Here is an 18373-nt window from a genome sequence, read left to right as displayed (position 1 = left end):
ACAACGTTGCGGCATGCGCAAATCATTTTTATGCGCTTATTAGCCGATTGCTATGGGCTATTTGTTTAAATGCATTCATAACTGCACGCAATTCAGTGAATGATAAAAAAATCAAAAAAATAATTTAGCCAATGTTATTTCCTCCCGATGAAGTAAGTATGCGCATCAACGAACGCATATTACTTACAGTCGTTATTACTTAGAAGGATATAACAATGGCACAGGTCATTAATACCAACGCACTGAGTCTGATGGCTCAGAACAATCTGAACAAATCCCAGAGTCAACTGGGTACCGCTATTCAGCGTCTCTCTTCCGGTATGCGTATTAACAGCGCAAAAGACGATGCAGCAGGTCTGGCGATTTCTAACCGCTTCACCTCTTCTATTCGCGGGATGACCCAGGCTGCACGTAACGCCAACGACGGTATCTCCCTGGCACAGACCACCGAAGGCGCGCTGGAAGAAGTGACCGAAAACATGCAGCGTATCCGTGAGCTGACCGTACAGGCGAAAAACGGTACCAACTCCTCAAGCGATCTGGACTCCATCAAAAAAGAAATCGGTACACGTCTGGAAGAAATTGGCCGTGTGGCTGAAGTCACCAACTTCAACGGTGTAAAAGTGTTCGACGGCTCTAAAGACAGCATCACCATCCAGATTGGTGATAAAGACGCCGATACCATCGATATCAAACTGAACAAGCTGGACATGGAAACGCTGGGGCTGGATGAGTTCCTGGATGACTTCGCAGGGATTGGTATTACTGTTAATGGTGCGGGCACTCTGGCCAGCCAGTTTGAAGGTAAAGGTGCAGAAGCCAAAGATGCTGATGAATTTGACGCAAGCAAGCTCGGTATAACTGACCCTGCGGCACCAAAATACAAATTAACTACAGCAGACATTAAAACTATTGCTGATGCTGCGGACGATATTGGTACTACGACGGGTGCTAAACTCCATACTTACGAGGAAAAAGACGGTTCTCTGCGTTTCTTCGCGGAAGGTACAAGTGGTGCTGTACAGGAAGTCAAAGTCGAATTCGAATTCGTCGCAGGTCCTCCGCCAGCAACAAAAATCCTAGGTACGCCGGCAGCTGTAGGAAAAAAACTTAGCGATGCTGATACTGACATGCTGCTGAATGGCCCGTCAACTCTGAGCGATACCAAGCGTCTGAAAGCAGGAGATACCTTCAAGGTAGGTACTGATGACGTTGTGCTTGATGCAGCTATGCTGGATGGTATCTCGAACACGTTATTCGGTGGAGACGTTGCAGATTCTAAAATGCGCATGTTCTCAGTCAAAGACAGCGCAACGGGTACTGAAAAATTCTACGCAATTAATAAAGACGGCGATGTTAAGTCATTCACAATGGATAATACAGGTGCCGTGGTTGCAGGTTCAGATGCAGATGCCCGCTATGCTGAAGCAGAATTCATCGCCAGTGAATCCAGCCGCATCGCGTCTGAAGACTTGCTGGAACGTCTTGACGGAGCCCTTACTCAGGTTGCTGACTTCCGTGCCGACCTGGGTGCCGTTCAGAACCGCTTCAGCTCCATCATTGCGAACCTGAACACCAACATCATCAACACCACCGAAGCGCGCTCCCGTATTCAGGACGCCGACTTCTCCGTGGAAGTGTCCGCCATGAGCCGTGCAAACATCCTGCAGCAGGCAGGTGTGTCCGTACTGGCCCAGGCTAACCAGGTTCCGCAGAACGTGCTGTCCCTGCTGCGTTAATCTGTAAAACCACCTTACATTGTCGTTACGCGCGTGCCTCACGCGCGGTTGCCCTCCCTGGCGGAGGGCTTTTTTTATTTCACGGTCTGGCATTTAAAAGCCTGCGACTTCCCGCCCTTCTTCTGCACCAGTGCGATATACCCCTGTTTGCCCATGTCGAACTCAAGGGTTCCCTCTCCACTGCTGAAGGCCATCTGCGAAGGATTGTGCTTTGGCCCCGTGGGTTCAACAAAGTGGTACGTTGTGCCGTCAAACATCACCGTTTCGGTTTTTGAATACATTCTGACAAGACGATTTTCGCCGCTCTTATCGCTGCATTGCATGTTCAGAGCGTAGAGATCCGGCTCGCCAGCCGTGGGGGTTCCCGTAACACGCTCGGTACAGCCGACCAGCGCAAGGGCCGTGCACAGGCCATATATTGCTTTACAATTCATAGCTTTCTTCTTCCTTAACGTTACCTGACTAAGGTAGCAGGTAACAAAAAGCCCTCCACCAGGGAGGGCTGAGAGTGTAAAACATCGATGATTTTCGTCGGGTGACGCTGCGCTTACCCTACCTCCATTTGATCGGGCATCAATCCTGTCGCCCCGTCATCGTAGGCCCGTGCAAGCGCAGCGCGGCCGGGCAATACTGGCAGGGCGCACCGCATCACACCTTAAACCGCTTCACCACGCTTTCCAGCTCCGCGGCCTGCTCCTCCATCGCCCTCGCCGTCGTCGACACGTCCGCCACCAACGTGGCGTTCTGCTGGGTGGCGCCTTCAAGCTGACAGACCGCCACGTTAACTTGCTCAATACCGACGCTCTGCTCACGGCTGGCGGTTTTGACCTGCTCCATCAGGGCTGAAACCTCATTAACCGAGCCCACCAGCGTGTTCATGGTTTCCCCGGCCTGCTGCACCAGACGGCTGCCGTCCTGCACGCCCGTGACCGCGTCGTTAATCAGCTGGCGGATCTCCTTCGCCGAGCTGGCAGAGCGCAGGGCCAGGCTTCGCACCTCGGATGCCACCACGGCGAAGCCGCGCCCCTGCTCGCCCGCGCGTGCCGCTTCAACCGCCGCATTCAGCGCCAGGATATTGGTCTGATACGCAATGCCGTCGATCACCCCGACGATGTCGGTTACGCGTAGAGATGACGCTTCGATATGATTCATCTTCTCCACCGCGGCATTCATCAGCGTGGCACCCTGCTGCGCGACCGTGGCCGCCTGCGTCGCCAGCCGGTCGGCATGTTCCGCGTTGTCCGCGTTATTGCCCACGATACCGGCAATCTGTTCCATCGACGCCGCCGTCTGCGTCAGGGAGGCGGACTGCTCTTCCGTGCGTGACGAGAGCGCCAGGTTGCCGTCTGCAATCTGATGAGAGGCCGCCGCAATCGCGCGCGTGCTCGTCCCCACCTGCTGTAACAACCCCTGCAGATAGTGCATAAAGGTATTCACATTATTGGCAATGGCGTTCAGCTCCCGGGTGCGGCTCTCCGGCAGACGGAGGGTCAGGTCGGCCCCGCCAGCAGATAATGCGGCCAGACGATCGCTCACGGTCTGGAGGTTACGCATCATGAAACGCACGGTCAGAATCAATACCACGCCCAGCAACAGCAGCAGTGGGATCTGTACCATCCCCAGGCGCTGCAGGAGGGTGCGGGAGTGTTGGCTCAGCAGATGGCTCCGGGTGTCGGTTGCCACAAACCACGGGCTGCCGGCAATGGGAGAGACAAAAATGGTGTGTTCGCCATCGTCGGCGTCGTAGGTCCGCTCGCTGTAGCCGCCGCTGGACTGCGCCAGCATCTCCTGCAGAATAGCGATCTCATGTCCGGGCAGGTCATTAATATTTGTCAGCTTCGGCGTGGTGTCGGTGGCACGGCTGTAGCCAATAATTTTGCCGTTGGCCTCGACAATCAGCACGCCGCCCTGCAGGGGCTCTGCAATCTTGCGCGCCAGCTGATTAAAGAAGCCCAGCGTCACGTCCAGCGTTGCCACGCCCCACAGCTGACCGTCACGCCAGAGAGGCATCGCACAGTTGGTTCGCGGCTGCGGGCTGGCGGCGTCCATATAGGCGTCGGCCCACGCGCACTGCCCCTTTGCCGCACGCATCCCGGCCTTAAACCACGGTTGTTGCCAGTACGCGGGCGCATCAGGCTGATTCCACGTGGTGTTCAGCTGCAGCTGGTTCTGCTTGTCTCGGGCATAAAAGGTGCTGTGTTTCTCCACTCCCGGCTCGCGCTTCCCCGGCAGCGGCCACACGCCGCCGCCAAACAGGGTGCTGTCACCGTTCTGGTTAACCAGGGCGGGAAGCAGACGGTCTATTTGCGCGCTGTCGAGCTGCGCCACGGTCTCCGTCAGCCCACGCTGTTGCGCCTCAACGCGTGACATGAGCTGCGTCACGGCGGCAGTGTGTTCGTTAATTTGGTAGTGCACGCGCCGGTACTCGTCTTTCAACAGCGCGGGCGCAATAAAATGCATAACCACCCAAAGGGTAATGAGGGTCAGTAAGATAAAGAAAGCCGAGACCAGCACAATGGCCCTGCTTTGAAGGGAAGAAAACATAACAGGAAATTCTCGTTGTTTATCCGCTGTTGCGGTGAATTAAGGTGTTTGCCACCGTATAGACTTCTTCAATCAGCACGCTGTTATTCTGCGCCACCGACGCTGCGCCGTTCTGCGCCTGCATCATCGCATCGTCAACCAGCGCCCGAAGCTCTTTCGACGAACGCGCGCAGCGGCTCGCCAGGTTGCGCGACTCCACGGCGAAAACGCCCTCTTCGTTATGCAGCGAATAGCTGTAGGCGCGGCTGGCCAGTTGCACCAGTGCGCCGCTGCTGTCGGCAATGTTCAGCGCGGCGTCGTGCAGGGTGTTCAGCGCCCGAATCACGCTCGTGGCGCTTTCACTCAGCACCGCCAGCATATTGGCGTTCGCTTCAGGTACGCGCAGGAGTCGTTCGTTTTCCTCAGCAACCGTGTTGGCTGCCTGGGCGATGGCGATCACCTGCTCGCCGATCTCCTTCATCAGCGGCGGCAAGTGCGCCCCCTGCTCGGTTTTCAACTGCGACGGGAGCTCTTCGTTGAGGCGGGAAAGGTGCAGGTTCAGGCTGCGCAGCAGGGTCAACGTGGAGACCAGCAGCAAGGCCGCCAGCGGCCACGGCTTGTGCAGAAGAATACCCGGACGTTCACCCATTCTTCGGGTGGGAACGTCAAGGGCGAGCAGCCACGGCCTGTCCGGAATGGGCATCACCACCAGCGTATGCTCGCCGCTGGCGCTGCGAAACTGGGTGTGGCGCAGCCCCCCACCCGACTGGGCCAGCAGCGCGCGCAGCGGTACCGCCATCGGCAGATCGGTATCGTTGAGGGATTGCACCGTCGGCGCACCGGCGGCATCGCCGATGATGCGTCCGGTGTCGTCCACGATCCAGGCGCGACCGCCAAGCCGTTCGCCCGTCTCTTTGACCAGCGAATTGAGGAACTGACGGCTGCTGCCCGTCTCGTCGGCAATATCCGTATCGCCAGGGGCGCTTTTGTCCAGCGCAAAGCTTTTGAGGGTGACTACGCTTTCGGTCATTGAGCGCTGCTGCGCTTCAACGCGGTCAAGCTGCTCACGCAGCTGGGTCGCCAGGGCATCCACCTGCGTGCGCAGGCGCTGCCCCTCCGTGCGAATAAACCACGGCATGACGCCCGCCTGCACCAGAATCACCAGGGTAATGAAAATAACGACCAGTATGACAATAAAAACCATGACATCAGCGCCTGTTCTTTTAACGGCAGCACAACGCTGCCTCTACAGGGCTATTTTATTATGCAGGGGTCAGGAAATATGCTCTTCAAAGCGTTGATAACCGCGCACTTCTGTTAACCCTCAACAAAAACAATTTTGCGCACCTTCTGCCAGCGTTTAACCAGCCATCCGTCAAGGCTGCAAAGCGTGCCACCCCAGGTCAACGGGAACAGGCAGAGCACGATATAGAGCGTCTCGGGCAGATAAAACAGCCAGCTCAGCCAGGAAATCAAATTCAGCCCGCGCGGAATGGTGTAAATGCCGATAGTGACCAGCGCCACGCTGCTGATGATCATCAGAACCAGCGCGCTGACGCGGCTGAGCAGCCCCAGCGTCAGCAGCAGCCCCATGCTGCACTCCAGGAACGCGACGACTACAGCCATGATGACCGGAAAAGGGATCCCCGCATCGTGCATCGTATCAACCATCAGCAGCTGGTTCTCGGGAACAAATAACTTATTAAACCCGGCGGTAAAGAAAAATACGCCCAATACCAGGCGGCAGATAAATACGGGAAACATCGCCGGCATATCGGACGTATGCATTAAACGCTTGAGAGAGAACATCGATCATCCTTGTAAAGAAAATGAATACTGTTTAATAAATTCAATCACCTGACTTTTACGCAGTATAAATTCGCGGACCTCGTTCGCAACCGCAGCGCCCTCATTTCCGGCACAATTAATAACGTGACAAAGATTAAAAATCATTAATCCAAAGTAATAACAGCGTCTCATTATCAACGCTGTAAAACTCTCGCACACCACGCTGAATTTGTAAGCAATTGGTTTTAATATGATTAAAGTTAAATCACCAAAAACACCATTTTTGATGTGGTTAAAATACCGCGATTAATAACCTTAAAAGCGTTAAGGCTGTTTTGACATAATGGTTGCAAAAAGACGACGTAAGACATAAAAAGCATGTCGCTCTGGCTCCCGGCTAGCAATAACGTGCTTTCATTACTATTAATTACATTAGCCAGAAGCGATACCCAATACACCAGAAGAATCAAATAACTATGCTAAACATTATCGCGATTGGATCGTCAGTGACGCTGGATATGCAGACTCGTACGCTTGCCCGTACGGATACGCAAGAAACCGTCACGCTTCCCCAAAGCGCATGTCTGTGCCTGGCCGCACTGGTGGAAGCGCAGGGAGAGGTATTGTCCCAGGAACAGTTAATGGAGATCGGCTGGCGCAGCGCCGGAGTGGAAGTCACCGACAACAGCGTGCGGGTGATGATCACCAAGCTACGCCGCGCGTTCGCCCAGCTAAACCTGCAGGACGCCATCACGCTCATCGCCGTGACGCGCAGCGGCTATCGCCTGATCGTCCGGGAAACCGCGAGCGAACAGCCGCCTGTGACGCAGACGGAAGCCATTGGGCAGCCGGAGCCCCCCGTGCAGGCCGATGTGCCAGAGGCCCCGCCAACTGTTATGTCCCCCCCGCCCCGTGCCCGCAGCACGCTAATGCAAAAGAGCTGCGCCACATTCAGCGGCCTGCTCGTGGGTCTGGTGATTGCGCTCCTCCTGCGCGGCATTGTCGACTTTAGCCCGCAGCCGGTGCACTTTGTGCGCTGGAATGGCCCCGGCGTGCCGCCCGGCACTGAAGTGATGGTTCAGCAGGACAAGCAGTCACAGACCGCCCTGATTGAGTCCACGCTGCAAACCTACACCCGCCATGTGCTGGCGCGCCGTACTGACGAGAAGCCCGCAGCCGTGCTGTATGTCACGACGGGCTCGGAAAAGATGAGTAAATTCCAGGGGCTTATTGCCTGCCAACAACCCTTTAAGGATTCAGGGAATGACTGCGAATCGTTCTATTTTCGCCATTATTAAATCGCCGATTACGCTGCTGTTTTTAGGCGGCGTGGCGATCGGGACCGGCGCCATGATGCTGTACGGGCTATACACCTCACCCTACAAGGCGGTCTGTATTGCCCCGACCTCGTATTACATTATCGAGGACGACAACAACGCGACGCTGGCGCGCGGCATTTACCGCTCGTATCGTGACGGCCTGTTTAACGGGCATACCACCTACATCGGCAGCATTAGCCATTTCAAAGATGGCAAACGCGACGGGCTTCCCAAAGCCGTTAATCGCGAAGTGCGTTACGACGTTGACGTGTCGGGCAAGCGGCTCCATCTGACCGTTACCAGCCAGCACCGCAAGCTCGGCGGCCAGAGCTCGGATGAAGACGTGACCGACTATATCTTTCCGCAAATCAAACCGGGTGAAGTGGCGACCAGCACCGTCTATCTGTTGGACGACAAAGTGCTCGCCTCCGGCACGGAGACCGTCGCCCGTATTGCCTGCATGAATTAATAATCAGACCAGCGCCTGAATCAGCCCGGCAAGGGTTTCAAACCCGAGGGACATCAGGCGCTCAAAGAACGGTGCCAGCGTTTCGGCAATCAGGAACAGCGCCAGCATGCCGAAGGTGAGCGTCAGCGGGAAACCAATCACGAAGATGGAGAGCTGCGGCGTCAGGCGGTTTAACAGCCCGAGGATAAAGTTGATGCACAGCAGCAGCGCAATGACCGGCAGACCCAGCATCAGCCCCTGACTGAAGATCATCCCCGCATGGGTGACCAGATACATAAACCCGCCCGCGTGCAGCGGCGTTGCGTCAACCGGCAGTGTCTGGAAGGTTTCCGCCAGCAGCGCCAGCAGCCAGAGATGGCCGTTGAACGCCAGGAACAGCAGCGTCACCAGCAGGTTGAGAAAACGCGAGATCACAGGGCTGTTACCGGCGCCGGGGTCGAAGAAGGTGGCGAATGAGAGTCCCATCTGCATCCCGATGATTTCACCGGACATGCGCACGGCGGAAAACAGCAGCTGCAGCGTCAGCCCCATTGCCGCGCCGATAATCACCTGTTTCGCCAGCACCCATACCCCCTCCCAGGAGTAGAGACTTATCTGCGCGTCAGGCAGCGTGCCGCCGATCAGGATAGCCGTCAGCAGCGCCAGGCAGGCGCGTAAGCGGGCGTTAATGGCCTTCTCACCGAATACCGGCGCGACGTGCAGCAGCGCCCCGATGCGGACCATAATAAAAAAATAGTGGCTGACCAGCCCGTAGAGCTGGTCGAGAGGAAGTCCGAAGGCCATCAGCCGATCACAAATGGAATGCTGGCAAAGACTGCGCGGGTGTATTCAATAAAGATTTTCATCATCCACGGGCCGAGCGCGACCGCCACGCCAACGATGATCAGGATCTTCGGGATGAAGGTCATGGTCATTTCATTGACCTGGGTGGCGGCCTGCAAAATACTGATGATCAGACCGGTGACCAGAGCAGCCACCAGCAGCGGGGCCGACACCATCAGTCCCACTTTGATCGCCTGCATGCCTATCACCATTACGCTTTCCGGGGTCATGGTCGTCTCCTAACTGTAAAAGCTCTGGGCCAGCGATCCCACCAGCAGCTGCCAGCCGTCGACCAGCACAAACAGCATCAGCTTGAACGGCAGCGCAATGGTGGTGGGCGGCACCATCATCATCCCCAGCGCCATCAGAATGCTGGCGACCACCAGATCGATAATCAGGAACGGAATAAAGATGGTAAAGCCAATCTGGAAGGCGGTTTTCAGCTCGCTGGTGATAAACGCCGGCACCAGAATGCTGAGCGGCACCTCTTCCGGCGAGGCGATAGCCGGGGTTTTGGCGATACGGGCAAACATGGCCAGATCGCTTTCGCGGGTCTGATCGAGCATAAACGCGCGCAACGGTTTCACCCCTTCCGCCAGTGCCACCTCCATGGTGATCTTGTTCTCCTGCAGCGGCTGCCACGCTTTTTCGTAGATCTGGCTGAACACCGGAGACATCACAAAGAAGGTCAAAAACAGCGACAGCCCCACCAGCACCTGGTTTGGCGGCGCAGTGGGCGTGCCGAGGGCGTTACGCATCAGCCCCAGCACGATAATGATGCGGGTAAAGCCGGTCATCATCAGCAGTACGGCAGGGATAAAGGTAAAACCGCTCAGCAGGAGCAGGGTTTGCACCGGCAGCGTCCAGCCCTCTTCCCCCGCCGGTTTACCGAGGGTGATATCACCGTTGGCCGCCAGCGCACCGGCGGCGGGCAACATCAGGACGAGCGCCAGCAGCAGACGACGTTTCACTGCTCACCTCCCGGACGATACTTCTGGCGCAGCTTTTCCAGCATCAGCGGGAACGCCGCCACAGGCGCGGTGGTCTGCGGGGCATCCGCCGGACGCGCCTGCGTCGCGAGACAGGTAATTTGCGAGGCAGTCACCCCCAGCACCAGCCGCTGCTCGCCCACGTCAACCAGCACCAGGCGCTCGCGCGGGCCCAGCGACTGGGTCGCCACCAGCGTCATGTTGCCGTGGGCATCGTTCAGCCGACGCGCCAGCCCGCTGCGGCGGGCGGCCCACGCCATCACCACCATCAGCAGGATAATCAGGGCCAGCGCGCCGGTAACCGTCATCAGCACCGAGCCGGTGGCCGGGAGGGAGTCAGTGGCGTTCATTAGCGGCTCAGGCGATGCATACGTTCAGACGGCGTAATGATGTCCGTAATGCGGATACCGAACTTATCGGAGACCACCACCACTTCACCCTGCGCAATCAGATAACCGTTAATCAGGATATCCAGCGGTTCCCCCGCCAGACCGTCCAGCGACACCACCGAGCCCTGGCTCAGGCGCAGCAGCTCTTTGATGGTCATCTTGGTGCGCCCCAGCTCCACGGTCATTTTTACCGGGATATCAAGGATCAGGTTCATCTCGTCAGAAAATTGCGGTGCAGCCATAGTGTCGGTAATTCCCGCCGCGTGCTGTTCGCTCATTGCATCACCCCAGAGATTATCAATGGACTGATCGTCAGAACCCGATGAGGTGTTCATATCGCTCATGGGGAAATTACTCCTTGTTTAATGATAGTAATGAAGGCTGAACCATCTGCTCGACCTTCAGGGCATATTGATTGTTAACGGCGCCGTAGCGGGCCGTGAAGACAGGCACGCCACCCACGCTGGCCTCGATAAATTCCTGTTTATCCAGCGCGATAATGTCGCCTTTTTTCATCTGCATCACGCGGGAGAGACGGGTGCCGATATCCGCAAAGCGAGCCGTCAGCTCCAGCTCCGTTTCCCGCATCTGGCTGGCCAGCAGGCCGCGCCACTGGGTATCTTCCTGCCGGGAGTTGTCCATCGGCGGGTTACTCAGCAGCTCGCGCAGCGGTTCGATGGTGCTGAAGGGAATACAGATATTGAACTCCCCGCGGTGCGAACCGATCTCCACCGAAAACGGCGTGGTGACCACCACATCGTTAGGCGATGAGGTGATGTTGGTGAACTTCACCTGAATTTCCGAACGGATGTACTCCGTTTTGATTTTGTAGATTGAGCTCCAGGCAAATTCGTACGCCTCGCGCGCCATCGACAGCATGCGGTGGATCACGCGCTGCTCGGTGGGCGTAAATTCGCGACCGTCGGCCTTGGTCGGGAAACGACCATCGCCGCCGAACAGGTTGTCCACGGCCATAAACACCAGCCCCGGCGAAAAGGCCATCAGCGAGGTACCGCGCAGCGGATTAAGGTGCAGCAGGTTCAGGTTTGTCGGCACCGGCAGGTTACGCGCAAACTCGTGATACGGCTGGATCTTAATATTCCCCGCCGTTATATCCGGGCTACGGCGCAGAAGGTTAAACAGCCCCATACGGAACTGACGGGCAAAACGTTCGTTAATAATTTCCAGCGAATGCAGACGTTCGCGGATCACCCTGCGCTGCGTGTTCGGATCGTAGGGTTTTATCCCGGCATCGGGTCGGCTGTTATGCAGATCGCTGCTGCTCTCAGCGTCAGCGTTAAGCAAGCGGTCGATCTCATCCTGTGATAAAAAGCTGTCAGCCATAATAATTACCGCAGAATAAATTCGTTAATAAGGACGTCGGTGACGCGAATGGACTGGTTAAACGCCAGCGGTTTATCCAGCTCGTTCTGAATATTGGTTATCAGACGGCGTTTCCCCTCATCGGTGGCTAATTCTTCATAGGTCTGATGGGTGAGCAACATAAATAAGCGGCTGCGATATTCCGGTAAATATTTTTCCAGAACGGCAAGCGATTTCTGCTCAGCCACCCGAATAGACAAGCCCAGATACAATACGCGATCCGATTCATTCGCCGTCGGCTTCAGGCTGACGGTGAAGGTATTCATCGAGGCGTAAAGCGGCTCGACTTGCGCAGGCTCAGATGCTTTTTTCGCTTCCCCTTCCACGACCTCCTCAGCCGGCTTCGCGAATTTCATTTCCCAGAACAGGTAGCCGGAAAATCCGCACGCCGCAACGGCAGTCAAAAACATGAACGTCATCAGAAGCGAGCGAGCCCCTCCGCCGCTGGCGACCTTTTTATTTTTATTACTCATTGAACGTACACCTGATAAATAAGAGAAGGCAGCGTACTACCCTCGTGTCAATATGGCGGACATTGTAGTCCATTTAATCATCCTGATAATCAGGCGATAAAATTTCATTCCTGAAGCTAATTCAGGACTTCAGGCAAAGGTATTAATTCCGTATATATTTCCCGGCGTGGTGGTTAATAATGTCGGCACACTCTCTTCCTCCATCTTTCGCGTTTCCCCCTCCTGTTCGGCCTGTTCCTGGCCTGATGCGTTTTCGCCCTGCTCACCGGCGGCAAACGGCTGCCCGTCGGCGCTGACGTTCGCCTGGCCGAGCTGAATACCCGATTCCGCCATCGCGGCGCGCAGCTGCGGCATGGCCTGTTCCATAGCATGACGAATGTGGGCATGCTCGCTGACGATATGGATCTGCGCCTGATCCTGCTGCATGCGCAGGGAGATTTGCAGGGATCCCAGCTCTTCCGGATGCAGGCGGATCTCCGCGCTGTGCAGCCCGTTGCGGCTAAAGATAGCAATATGCTGGCTGACCGACTGCTTCCACTCCGGCGTTTCCGGCGGGTGATTGACGGTTACCACCTGCTGCGGCGCGTGTGCGACGCTGGTGCGCACGGCGGCGGGCAGCGCCACGGCGCCTGCCGTTGTGGTTACGGACATCTCCGGCGCGGCGACGGGTTCACCCGTTGCTGGCACTGGCTGCGCCAGCACAGAGGATGTTGCTACCGGCGGCGTTTTCTCCGTCGCGCTCAGCGGTGACGTTACTTTACCGTCCTGCGCCAGCGGCTTTTCGCGCACGGCGGGCTTGCCAGTCGCCGTCTCCGCACCCGTTACGCTGCGGGTGACCAGCTGCTGGAGCTGCCACTGCGGGCTCTCTTCCCCTTCGCCTTCGGTGATAGCAACGCCCGTGAGCGCCTCCGCCAGCCCCGGCGGGGTCATCAGCAGCGTGTCGTTATCCTCACCCTCACTCTCGTCAATTCTCTCCGCGAATTGCCCCGGCAGCATGCCGGTCGGCAACGTTGTCTCGGGTAATGCGACCAGCGCCTGCGGATCCAGACCGGTAAACAGCTGCGCCAGCTTTCCCTCCAGCGCCGGGCCGAATTCCTCTTCAGACAACAACCCGGCTTTCGGTTTGCCCTGCGCTCCGCCGCCCAGTAGCAGGGCGGCAATATCAATGTTCATAGCCTTTCTCTCTTTTGTCCGGCACGCTGAGCAAATTCATCCATCAGCTTTTGTTCATGTCGGCTCTCAACCAACGCCTGCGCCGTCGCCCGGCGTTCAATTAGCGTTTCAAACGCGTTCAGGCGCTGCTTGTTCTGCACCCAGTTCTGTTTCACTTTGTCGACCGCCTGCTCGCAGGCGCTGACGTGGCCTTCCTGCTGCTTCACTACCTGCTTCAGCGACAAAATAAACGACTGGTGATTCACCAGATCCGCCACTGACATACCGCCGCCCATCATTCCCTGACGCAGGGACTGCTGGTACTCCTGTTCGTAGTGCTGCAGCTGTTCGCGCTGGGTCAGCGCCTGCTGAAGCTGCTGCTGCGCGCCGCCCAGCGCGCGGGTGGTCTGCGTTAACGTCTCCTGCGCCATATCGCGCAGTCGGGTCATGGGGTTATTTTTCATCGCGCCTCCGGATTAGTCCTTAATGTCCGGAAAGAGCCCGGACAGGGCGCGAATAGCGTCGTCATAGCCGCTGCGCTCGTGTATCGCCTGATGGAGGAAGGTCTCCAGCGCAGGGTATTTGTCGATAGCCTGATCCAGCATGGCGTCGCTTCCTTTGACGTATGCGCCCACGCTGACCAGATCGCGGTTACGCTGATAAGCGGAAAGCAGCTGTTTGAAACGCTGCACCTTGCGGTACTGGGCGTGCGGGATAAGCTCGGTCATGGCGCGGCTGATCGAGGCTTCAATATCAATCGCCGGATAGTGCCCCGCTTCGGCAAGACGACGCGACAGGACGATGTGGCCGTCGAGGATCGCCCGCGCGGAGTCGGCAATCGGATCCTGCTGATCGTCTCCCTCCGTCAGTACCGTATAAAAGGCGGTGATCGAGCCGCCCCCTTTCACGCCGTTACCGGTCCGCTCCACCAGCGCAGGCAGGCGGGCAAAGACCGACGGCGGATAGCCTTTGGTCGCGGGCGGTTCACCAATCGCCAGAGCCACTTCACGCTGCGCCATGGCGTAACGCGTCAGGGAGTCCATGATCAGCAGCACGTTGAGGCCGCGCTCGCGAAAGTCTTCGGCGATGCGGGTGGCGTAGACCGCCCCCTGCATGCGTAAAATCGGCGACACGTCAGCCGGGGCGGCAACCACCACCGCCCGCGCCAGCCCCTGCTCGCCGAGGATATTCTCGATAAAATCTTTTACCTCGCGGCCACGCTCGCCGATCAGCCCCACCACGATGACGTCCGCGGTGGTGAAGCGCGCCATCATGCCGAGCAGCACGCTTTTCCCGACGCCGGAACCGGCGAACAGGCCCATACGCTGGCCGCGCCCCACCGTCAGCAGGCCGTTAATGGCGCGCACGCCGACGTCGAGAACGGTTTTGATCGGGTCGCGGTGCAGCGGGTTAAGCGTCGGCGTAAAAAGCCCCGCCGCCGGTTTTCCCGGTGCGGGACGGCCATCCAGCGGTCGGCCCTGCGCATCCAGCACGCGGCCCAGCAAATGCGGGCCCACGGGCAGCTGTTTACCGGCGTGGCTGTCGGTTTGCAGGGCGTAAATGCGCGCCCCCGGCAGAATGCCATCGACATGCTCCAGCGGCATCAGAAACAGCGTCTGGCCGTTGAAGCCCACCACCTCGCTTTCTACAGGAATAATCCCGTGCCCGGTCTGGCGTTCAACGATGCACAGCGCGCCGATCGGCAGCTTCAGCCCCACGGCCTCCATCACGAGGCCAGTGGCGCGCGTCAGTTTGCCGTACTGGCGAAACTCGGGTACCTGAGCGAGTTTTTCCTCCACCCGATCAAGGGCCGATAGCCACTGCTTTAGCTGCTGGCTCATTGCGAGAGCTCCTCGCGCGCCAGCTGGCACAGCGCCTGCCAGCGGGTTTCCATGCTGGCGTCCACCTCCACGTCCGGGGAGACCACCCGGCAGCCACCGGCAGCCAGGCTGGCATCACGGTGCAGTTCCCAGCCCATCGCAGTGAGGATTTCCCCCAGCGCCGCCTGCACGTCCGCAAAGGCGTCCGGGCTGACGTGCAGCTGGACGGTGCCGTGCAGCAGCGCGTCCTGCTGCATCAGGCTGCGGATCCGGGTTACCAGGGCATGGTTATCCGCCACGCGGGAGGTGCCGTAGAGCTGCTGTACCGCCGTCAGCGACAGCTGCACCAGACGGGCGGGGATCAGCCCTTCGAGGTTTTCCAGCGCCAGCTTAAAGTTGCTGACCCACAGTTCAGCCTCGCGCAGCAGCGCCTGCTGCTCAACGCGCGCCTGTTCAACCCCCTGGGCAAAACCCGCGTCGCGGCCCTCTTTCAGCCCCGCCTCATAGCCCTGCTTGCGGCCCTCTTCCTGCCCCTGCTGCTGCCCCTGGGCAAACCCCTGCTGCTCCGCCTGCTTGCGCAGGCGGGCCAGTTCGGCTTTCAGCTGTGCCTCAGACTGGCTGTTGTCCATCGTCGGCAGCGGAGTTTCCAGCGGTTCTCCCAACAGGTTTTCCGGCTGCCAGGTGCGCCATCCGGTAGCGTTATGTTCATCAAACGTAGGCATCGTCGCTGCCTCCAATCAGGATCTCGCCAGATTCGGCCAGGCGACGCACCACGTTGAGGATGGTCTTCTGTTCGGCTTCGACCTGCGACAGACGCACCGGCCCACGGGAGGCCAGATCGTCGGTCATCAGCTCGGCCTGACGGCGCGACATGTTGCGGAAGAACTTCATGCGCAGCGGCTCGTCGGCACCCTTCAGCGCGACGATCAGCGTCTCGCTCTCGATCTCCTGCAGCAGACGCTGGATGCTTCTGTCTTCCACTTCCACCAGATTTTCGAACAGGAACATCTCGTCGATAATTTTCTGCGCCAGCTCGCCGTCGAACTCGCGCACCGCCTCGATGGCCGCCTCTTCCTGGTGAGACTTCATCAGGTTGAGGATCTCCGCCGCCGGGCGGACGCCGCCCATCTTGCTGCGCTTGAGGTTCTGACCATGCAGCAGGTTGTTCAGCACTTCCGTCAGCTCCTGCAGCGCGGCAGGCTGTACACCGCCAAAGGTGGCGATACGCAGCATGATGTCGTTACGTTCGCGGTCGTCGAATTTACCGAGCACGTCCGCCGCCTGGTTACGCTTGAGGTGTACCAGAATGGTGGCGATGATCTGCGGATGCTCTTCGCGGATAAGATCGAACACCGCCTGTGGATCCATAAAGTTGAGCGTCTCAATGCCGTTGGTACCCTGATGAGTATCCAGCAGGTCTTCCAGCAGCGACGAGGCGCGCTCCTCGCCCAGCGCCTTGACCAGCACGCTGCGCAGATAGTCGTTGGTGTTGAGACTGAGCGCCGCGTATTCGCTGGAATCTTTCTTAAACTCTTCCAGCACCATCGCCATCTGATCGTGAGTAAAGCCTGCCATGTTGACCATCGAGGCGCTGATCTGCTTCACCTCGTGGGCGTTGAGGTGTTTGAACACCTCCGCCGCCAGGACATCTCCCAGCGTCAGCATGACGATGGCGCTTTTTTCTGAGGCATTCATTATTTAGGCTCCTTACTCATCCACTGGCGGATCACGAGGGCGATAACCCGCGGCTCCTGCTCTGCCAGCTCACGCAGCTGTTGACCATTGAGTTCCGTATCCACCCGCTGCTGGGCACGGTCGCGGTTGTTTTTCTCCGCAGCACGTTTCCGGGCGGCAAGCTCTTCTTCCCGCGCCTCTTTTTCCATCTCCAGACGACGGATAGTGGTCTCCTGGTGGCGGATCCAGGCCGGCTGCACCAGCTTGCGCCACATGACCCAGGCAATAATTGCAATCACCAGGTAGCGGGCGATCGCCATCAGCAGGGCGTAGAAACGATCCTGCTCCCAGAACGGCGGAACCGGCTCTTCCACCACGCCGTTAAAGGCGGAATTGAGGATATTGACGCTGTCACCGCGCGCGGCGTTATAGCCGATGGCCTCTTTGACCAGCGCGTTAATGCGGGTCAGTTCAGCCTCGCTAATCGGCCCCGGCTTCCCCTCTTCGCCCTGCGGCAGGTGGTTAATCACCACCGCCACCGACAGCTTCTGGATACGTCCGGTACTGGATTTGGTATGGGTCAGGGTGCGATCCACCTCAAAGTTGGTGGTCTCGTCACTGCGGTTGTTGTACGGCTGTGCGGGTTCGCGATTCGCCCCGTTGCCGGTGGTTTTCTCTTTTTTGTCATCCGCCGGCGTGTTGAGCGGCTGGGTCAGCGGTGCGGTGGCCGGTGCGGGTGGCGTATTGCTCAATGCTCCCGGCACGCCGCCCGCGCCACGGCGATTGCCCTGCTCTGAGAGGCTCGCCTGACGGCTGCGGATCGCCATTTTTTCAGGATCGCTGTTCGGCTGATACTGCTCCAGGGTCTGCTCCTGCTCGGTGAAATCAATCTGCGCCGTCACCTGGGCGCGGATGTTTTCATCCCCCACCAGCGGGGCTAGAATGCGTTGAATGCGCTGCTGGTAGTCGGTTTCAATTTCGTTGGTATATTTCAGGTGCGCCGTCTGCAGGCCGCGCAGGCCGCTCTGGGTCAGCAGGTTGCCGCGCTGATCGACAATGGTCACGCTCTCGGCTGCCAGCCCGGTTACCGCGCTGGAAATAAGATGGGTGATAGCCACCACCTGGCTGTCATCAAGGGTACGCCCCTGCAGCAGGTTTACGGTGACGGACGCGGTTGGTTTTTTCTGCTCGCGGACGAACATTGAGGGTTTCGGCGTAGCCAGATGCACGCGCGCGCTCTGGATCGGCCCGAGATTTTCGATGGTACGTGCCAGCTCGCCCTCCAGGGCACGCTGATAGTTCACCTGCTCGGTAAACTGGCTGACGCCAAATTTCTCCTGGTCGAGCAGCTCAAAGCCCACCGAACCGCCTTTCGGTAGCCCCTGTTGGGCCAGCTTCATGCGCACCTCGTGCACCTGCGAAGCCGGTACCATAATAACGCCGCCCGGCGTGTCGATACGGTAAGGAACGTTGAGCTGCGACAGCTGCGCAACAATCGCGCCGCCCTCTTCATCACTGATATTGCTGAACAGCACCCGATAGTCCGGCTCTTTTGCCCAGAACATTAACGCAATGATGACGGAAAGCGCCGCAGCGCCGCAAATCACCAGCAAAAGCTTTGGACTGCTGCGAAGTGAGGACAGTATTGATTTAATTCGCTCTGCCGGGTTGTTGGTTAACTCATTTAGTGTGGCACTCATGCCGTATTCCTGTATGAAATAGCACGCATCCGCGATGCGCGTCAGCTCACGAAATTCGCGAGAGTGATGTCGACGATTTCAAAAATATAAGAATTTTTCAGGCGGGCATTATCGTCTGAAAGGCGTTTTTTTT

20 protein-coding genes are annotated in these 18373 nt (G+C 58.0%); 3 read left to right on the top strand and 17 right to left on the bottom strand.

What is annotated here, in order from left to right; translation table 11 throughout:
* Positions 1-215: 215 nt before the first annotated feature.
* Positions 216-1739, top strand: coding sequence for a flagellin N-terminal helical domain-containing protein (locus tag ACWKXT_RS10180; protein ID WP_454532363.1), 1524 nt, complete (start codon positions 216-218; stop codon positions 1737-1739).
* A gap of 74 nt (positions 1740-1813) precedes the next feature.
* On the opposite strand, the gene ACWKXT_RS10175 is transcribed toward ACWKXT_RS10180, so the two are convergent.
* From ACWKXT_RS10175 to ACWKXT_RS10160, 4 genes are all read right to left on the bottom strand, one after another.
* Positions 1814-2173 carry a hypothetical protein gene (locus tag ACWKXT_RS10175; protein ID WP_454532362.1) on the bottom strand — a complete coding sequence of 120 codons (360 nt, stop codon included), beginning with the start codon at positions 2171-2173 and terminating at the stop codon, positions 1814-1816.
* A 214-nt stretch (positions 2174-2387) separates the two neighbouring features.
* Entirely contained in the window at positions 2388-4283 is a 1896-nt protein-coding gene (locus tag ACWKXT_RS10170) for a methyl-accepting chemotaxis protein (RefSeq protein ID WP_454532361.1), read from the bottom strand.
* Between the two features lie 19 nt (positions 4284-4302).
* Positions 4303-5466, bottom strand: coding sequence for a methyl-accepting chemotaxis protein (locus ACWKXT_RS10165; RefSeq protein ID WP_454532360.1), 1164 nt, complete (start codon positions 5464-5466; stop codon positions 4303-4305).
* Between the two features lie 113 nt (positions 5467-5579).
* The gene (locus tag ACWKXT_RS10160; RefSeq protein ID WP_454527870.1) at positions 5580-6071 is read right to left on the bottom strand and encodes a DoxX family protein; all 492 of its coding nucleotides are present in this window, start codon (positions 6069-6071) and stop codon (positions 5580-5582) included.
* A 455-nt stretch (positions 6072-6526) separates the two neighbouring features.
* Between ACWKXT_RS10160 and ACWKXT_RS10155 the strand changes: the two genes are divergently transcribed.
* Both ACWKXT_RS10155 and ACWKXT_RS10150 read left to right on the top strand, forming a co-directional pair.
* Positions 6527-7348: a winged helix-turn-helix domain-containing protein gene (locus ACWKXT_RS10155; RefSeq protein ID WP_454527871.1), complete on the top strand. Its 822-nt coding sequence runs from the start codon at positions 6527-6529 to the stop codon at positions 7346-7348.
* A complete protein-coding gene (locus ACWKXT_RS10150) occupies positions 7314-7838 on the top strand; it encodes a hypothetical protein (protein WP_454527872.1) in 525 nt (174 codons plus the stop codon). The genes ACWKXT_RS10155 and ACWKXT_RS10150 overlap by 35 nt, the downstream gene beginning before the upstream one ends.
* Positions 7839-7841: 3 nt before the next feature.
* On the opposite strand, the gene fliR is transcribed toward ACWKXT_RS10150, so the two are convergent.
* The 13 genes from fliR to fliF all read right to left on the bottom strand — a co-directional run bounded on the left by fliR (position 7842) and on the right by fliF (position 18240).
* Positions 7842-8621: a flagellar biosynthetic protein FliR gene (gene fliR / locus ACWKXT_RS10145; protein WP_454527873.1), complete on the bottom strand. Its 780-nt coding sequence runs from the start codon at positions 8619-8621 to the stop codon at positions 7842-7844.
* Positions 8621-8890, bottom strand: a complete 270-nt coding sequence (gene fliQ / locus ACWKXT_RS10140; RefSeq protein WP_041909262.1) for a flagellar biosynthesis protein FliQ — start codon at positions 8888-8890, stop codon at positions 8621-8623. The genes fliR and fliQ overlap by 1 nt, the downstream gene beginning before the upstream one ends.
* Before the next feature lie 9 nt (positions 8891-8899).
* Entirely contained in the window at positions 8900-9598 is a 699-nt protein-coding gene (gene fliP, locus ACWKXT_RS10135; protein ID WP_454527923.1) for a flagellar type III secretion system pore protein FliP, read from the bottom strand.
* A gap of 29 nt (positions 9599-9627) precedes the next feature.
* Positions 9628-9999 carry a flagellar biosynthetic protein FliO gene (gene fliO / locus ACWKXT_RS10130; RefSeq protein WP_454527874.1) on the bottom strand — a complete coding sequence of 124 codons (372 nt, stop codon included), beginning with the start codon at positions 9997-9999 and terminating at the stop codon, positions 9628-9630.
* On the bottom strand, positions 9999-10382 hold the full coding sequence (gene fliN, locus ACWKXT_RS10125) for a flagellar motor switch protein FliN (protein ID WP_041909256.1): 384 nt from the start codon (positions 10380-10382) through the stop codon (positions 9999-10001). The genes fliO and fliN overlap by 1 nt, the downstream gene beginning before the upstream one ends.
* A gap of 7 nt (positions 10383-10389) precedes the next feature.
* Positions 10390-11382 carry a flagellar motor switch protein FliM gene (gene fliM, locus ACWKXT_RS10120; RefSeq protein ID WP_454527875.1) on the bottom strand — a complete coding sequence of 331 codons (993 nt, stop codon included), beginning with the start codon at positions 11380-11382 and terminating at the stop codon, positions 10390-10392.
* Between the two features lie 5 nt (positions 11383-11387).
* Positions 11388-11894: a flagellar basal body-associated FliL family protein gene (locus ACWKXT_RS10115; protein WP_454527876.1), complete on the bottom strand. Its 507-nt coding sequence runs from the start codon at positions 11892-11894 to the stop codon at positions 11388-11390.
* 129 nt (positions 11895-12023) lie between these two features.
* Positions 12024-13067 (bottom strand): flagellar hook-length control protein FliK, encoded by a 1044-nt coding sequence (locus ACWKXT_RS10110; RefSeq protein ID WP_454532359.1) that lies wholly within the window; start codon positions 13065-13067, stop codon positions 12024-12026.
* Complete coding sequence (gene fliJ / locus ACWKXT_RS10105; RefSeq protein WP_454527924.1) at positions 13064-13495, bottom strand: flagellar export protein FliJ; 432 nt, start codon at positions 13493-13495, stop codon at positions 13064-13066. The genes ACWKXT_RS10110 and fliJ overlap by 4 nt, the downstream gene beginning before the upstream one ends.
* 27 nt (positions 13496-13522) lie before the next feature.
* Positions 13523-14887 (bottom strand): flagellar protein export ATPase FliI, encoded by a 1365-nt coding sequence (fliI, locus tag ACWKXT_RS10100; protein WP_454527878.1) that lies wholly within the window; start codon positions 14885-14887, stop codon positions 13523-13525.
* Positions 14884-15588, bottom strand: a complete 705-nt coding sequence (locus tag ACWKXT_RS10095) for a flagellar assembly protein FliH (RefSeq protein ID WP_454532358.1) — start codon at positions 15586-15588, stop codon at positions 14884-14886. Before ACWKXT_RS10095 ends, fliI begins: the two co-directional genes overlap by 4 nt.
* Entirely contained in the window at positions 15575-16561 is a 987-nt protein-coding gene (gene fliG / locus ACWKXT_RS10090) for a flagellar motor switch protein FliG (protein ID WP_252002116.1), read from the bottom strand. The genes ACWKXT_RS10095 and fliG overlap by 14 nt, the downstream gene beginning before the upstream one ends.
* Entirely contained in the window at positions 16561-18240 is a 1680-nt protein-coding gene (fliF, locus tag ACWKXT_RS10085) for a flagellar basal-body MS-ring/collar protein FliF (RefSeq protein ID WP_454532357.1), read from the bottom strand. Before fliF ends, fliG begins: the two co-directional genes overlap by 1 nt.
* Positions 18241-18373 lie beyond the last annotated feature (133 nt).

It is taken from the genome of Enterobacter sp. UPMP701 (assembly GCF_053709515.1).
The sequence above is the reverse complement of the archived record's forward strand: the minus strand, read 5'-3'. Positions and strand labels throughout refer to the sequence as shown.

What these genes read in the sequence shown, in the direction of transcription:
- ACWKXT_RS10180 (WP_454532363.1), top strand. Translation starts at nt 216, where the DNA reads ATGGCACAGGTCATTAATACCAACGCACTGAGTCTGATGGCTCAGAAC.
- ACWKXT_RS10175 (WP_454532362.1), bottom strand. Translation starts at nt 2,173, where the DNA reads ATGAATTGTAAAGCAATATATGGCCTGTGCACGGCCCTTGCGCTGGTC.
- ACWKXT_RS10170 (WP_454532361.1), bottom strand. Translation starts at nt 4,283, where the DNA reads ATGTTTTCTTCCCTTCAAAGCAGGGCCATTGTGCTGGTCTCGGCTTTC.
- ACWKXT_RS10165 (WP_454532360.1), bottom strand. Translation starts at nt 5,466, where the DNA reads ATGGTTTTTATTGTCATACTGGTCGTTATTTTCATTACCCTGGTGATT.
- ACWKXT_RS10160 (WP_454527870.1), bottom strand. Translation starts at nt 6,071, where the DNA reads ATGTTCTCTCTCAAGCGTTTAATGCATACGTCCGATATGCCGGCGATG.
- ACWKXT_RS10155 (WP_454527871.1), top strand. Translation starts at nt 6,527, where the DNA reads ATGCTAAACATTATCGCGATTGGATCGTCAGTGACGCTGGATATGCAG.
- ACWKXT_RS10150 (WP_454527872.1), top strand. Translation starts at nt 7,314, where the DNA reads ATGACTGCGAATCGTTCTATTTTCGCCATTATTAAATCGCCGATTACG.
- fliR (WP_454527873.1), bottom strand. Translation starts at nt 8,621, where the DNA reads ATGGCCTTCGGACTTCCTCTCGACCAGCTCTACGGGCTGGTCAGCCAC.
- fliQ (WP_041909262.1), bottom strand. Translation starts at nt 8,890, where the DNA reads ATGACCCCGGAAAGCGTAATGGTGATAGGCATGCAGGCGATCAAAGTG.
- fliP (WP_454527923.1), bottom strand. Translation starts at nt 9,598, where the DNA reads ATGTTGCCCGCCGCCGGTGCGCTGGCGGCCAACGGTGATATCACCCTC.
- fliO (WP_454527874.1), bottom strand. Translation starts at nt 9,999, where the DNA reads ATGAACGCCACTGACTCCCTCCCGGCCACCGGCTCGGTGCTGATGACG.
- fliN (WP_041909256.1), bottom strand. Translation starts at nt 10,382, where the DNA reads ATGAGCGATATGAACACCTCATCGGGTTCTGACGATCAGTCCATTGAT.
- fliM (WP_454527875.1), bottom strand. Translation starts at nt 11,382, where the DNA reads ATGGCTGACAGCTTTTTATCACAGGATGAGATCGACCGCTTGCTTAAC.
- ACWKXT_RS10115 (WP_454527876.1), bottom strand. Translation starts at nt 11,894, where the DNA reads ATGAGTAATAAAAATAAAAAGGTCGCCAGCGGCGGAGGGGCTCGCTCG.
- ACWKXT_RS10110 (WP_454532359.1), bottom strand. Translation starts at nt 13,067, where the DNA reads ATGAACATTGATATTGCCGCCCTGCTACTGGGCGGCGGAGCGCAGGGC.
- fliJ (WP_454527924.1), bottom strand. Translation starts at nt 13,495, where the DNA reads ATGACCCGACTGCGCGATATGGCGCAGGAGACGTTAACGCAGACCACC.
- fliI (WP_454527878.1), bottom strand. Translation starts at nt 14,887, where the DNA reads ATGAGCCAGCAGCTAAAGCAGTGGCTATCGGCCCTTGATCGGGTGGAG.
- ACWKXT_RS10095 (WP_454532358.1), bottom strand. Translation starts at nt 15,588, where the DNA reads ATGCCTACGTTTGATGAACATAACGCTACCGGATGGCGCACCTGGCAG.
- fliG (WP_252002116.1), bottom strand. Translation starts at nt 16,561, where the DNA reads ATGAATGCCTCAGAAAAAAGCGCCATCGTCATGCTGACGCTGGGAGAT.
- fliF (WP_454532357.1), bottom strand. Translation starts at nt 18,240, where the DNA reads ATGAGTGCCACACTAAATGAGTTAACCAACAACCCGGCAGAGCGAATT.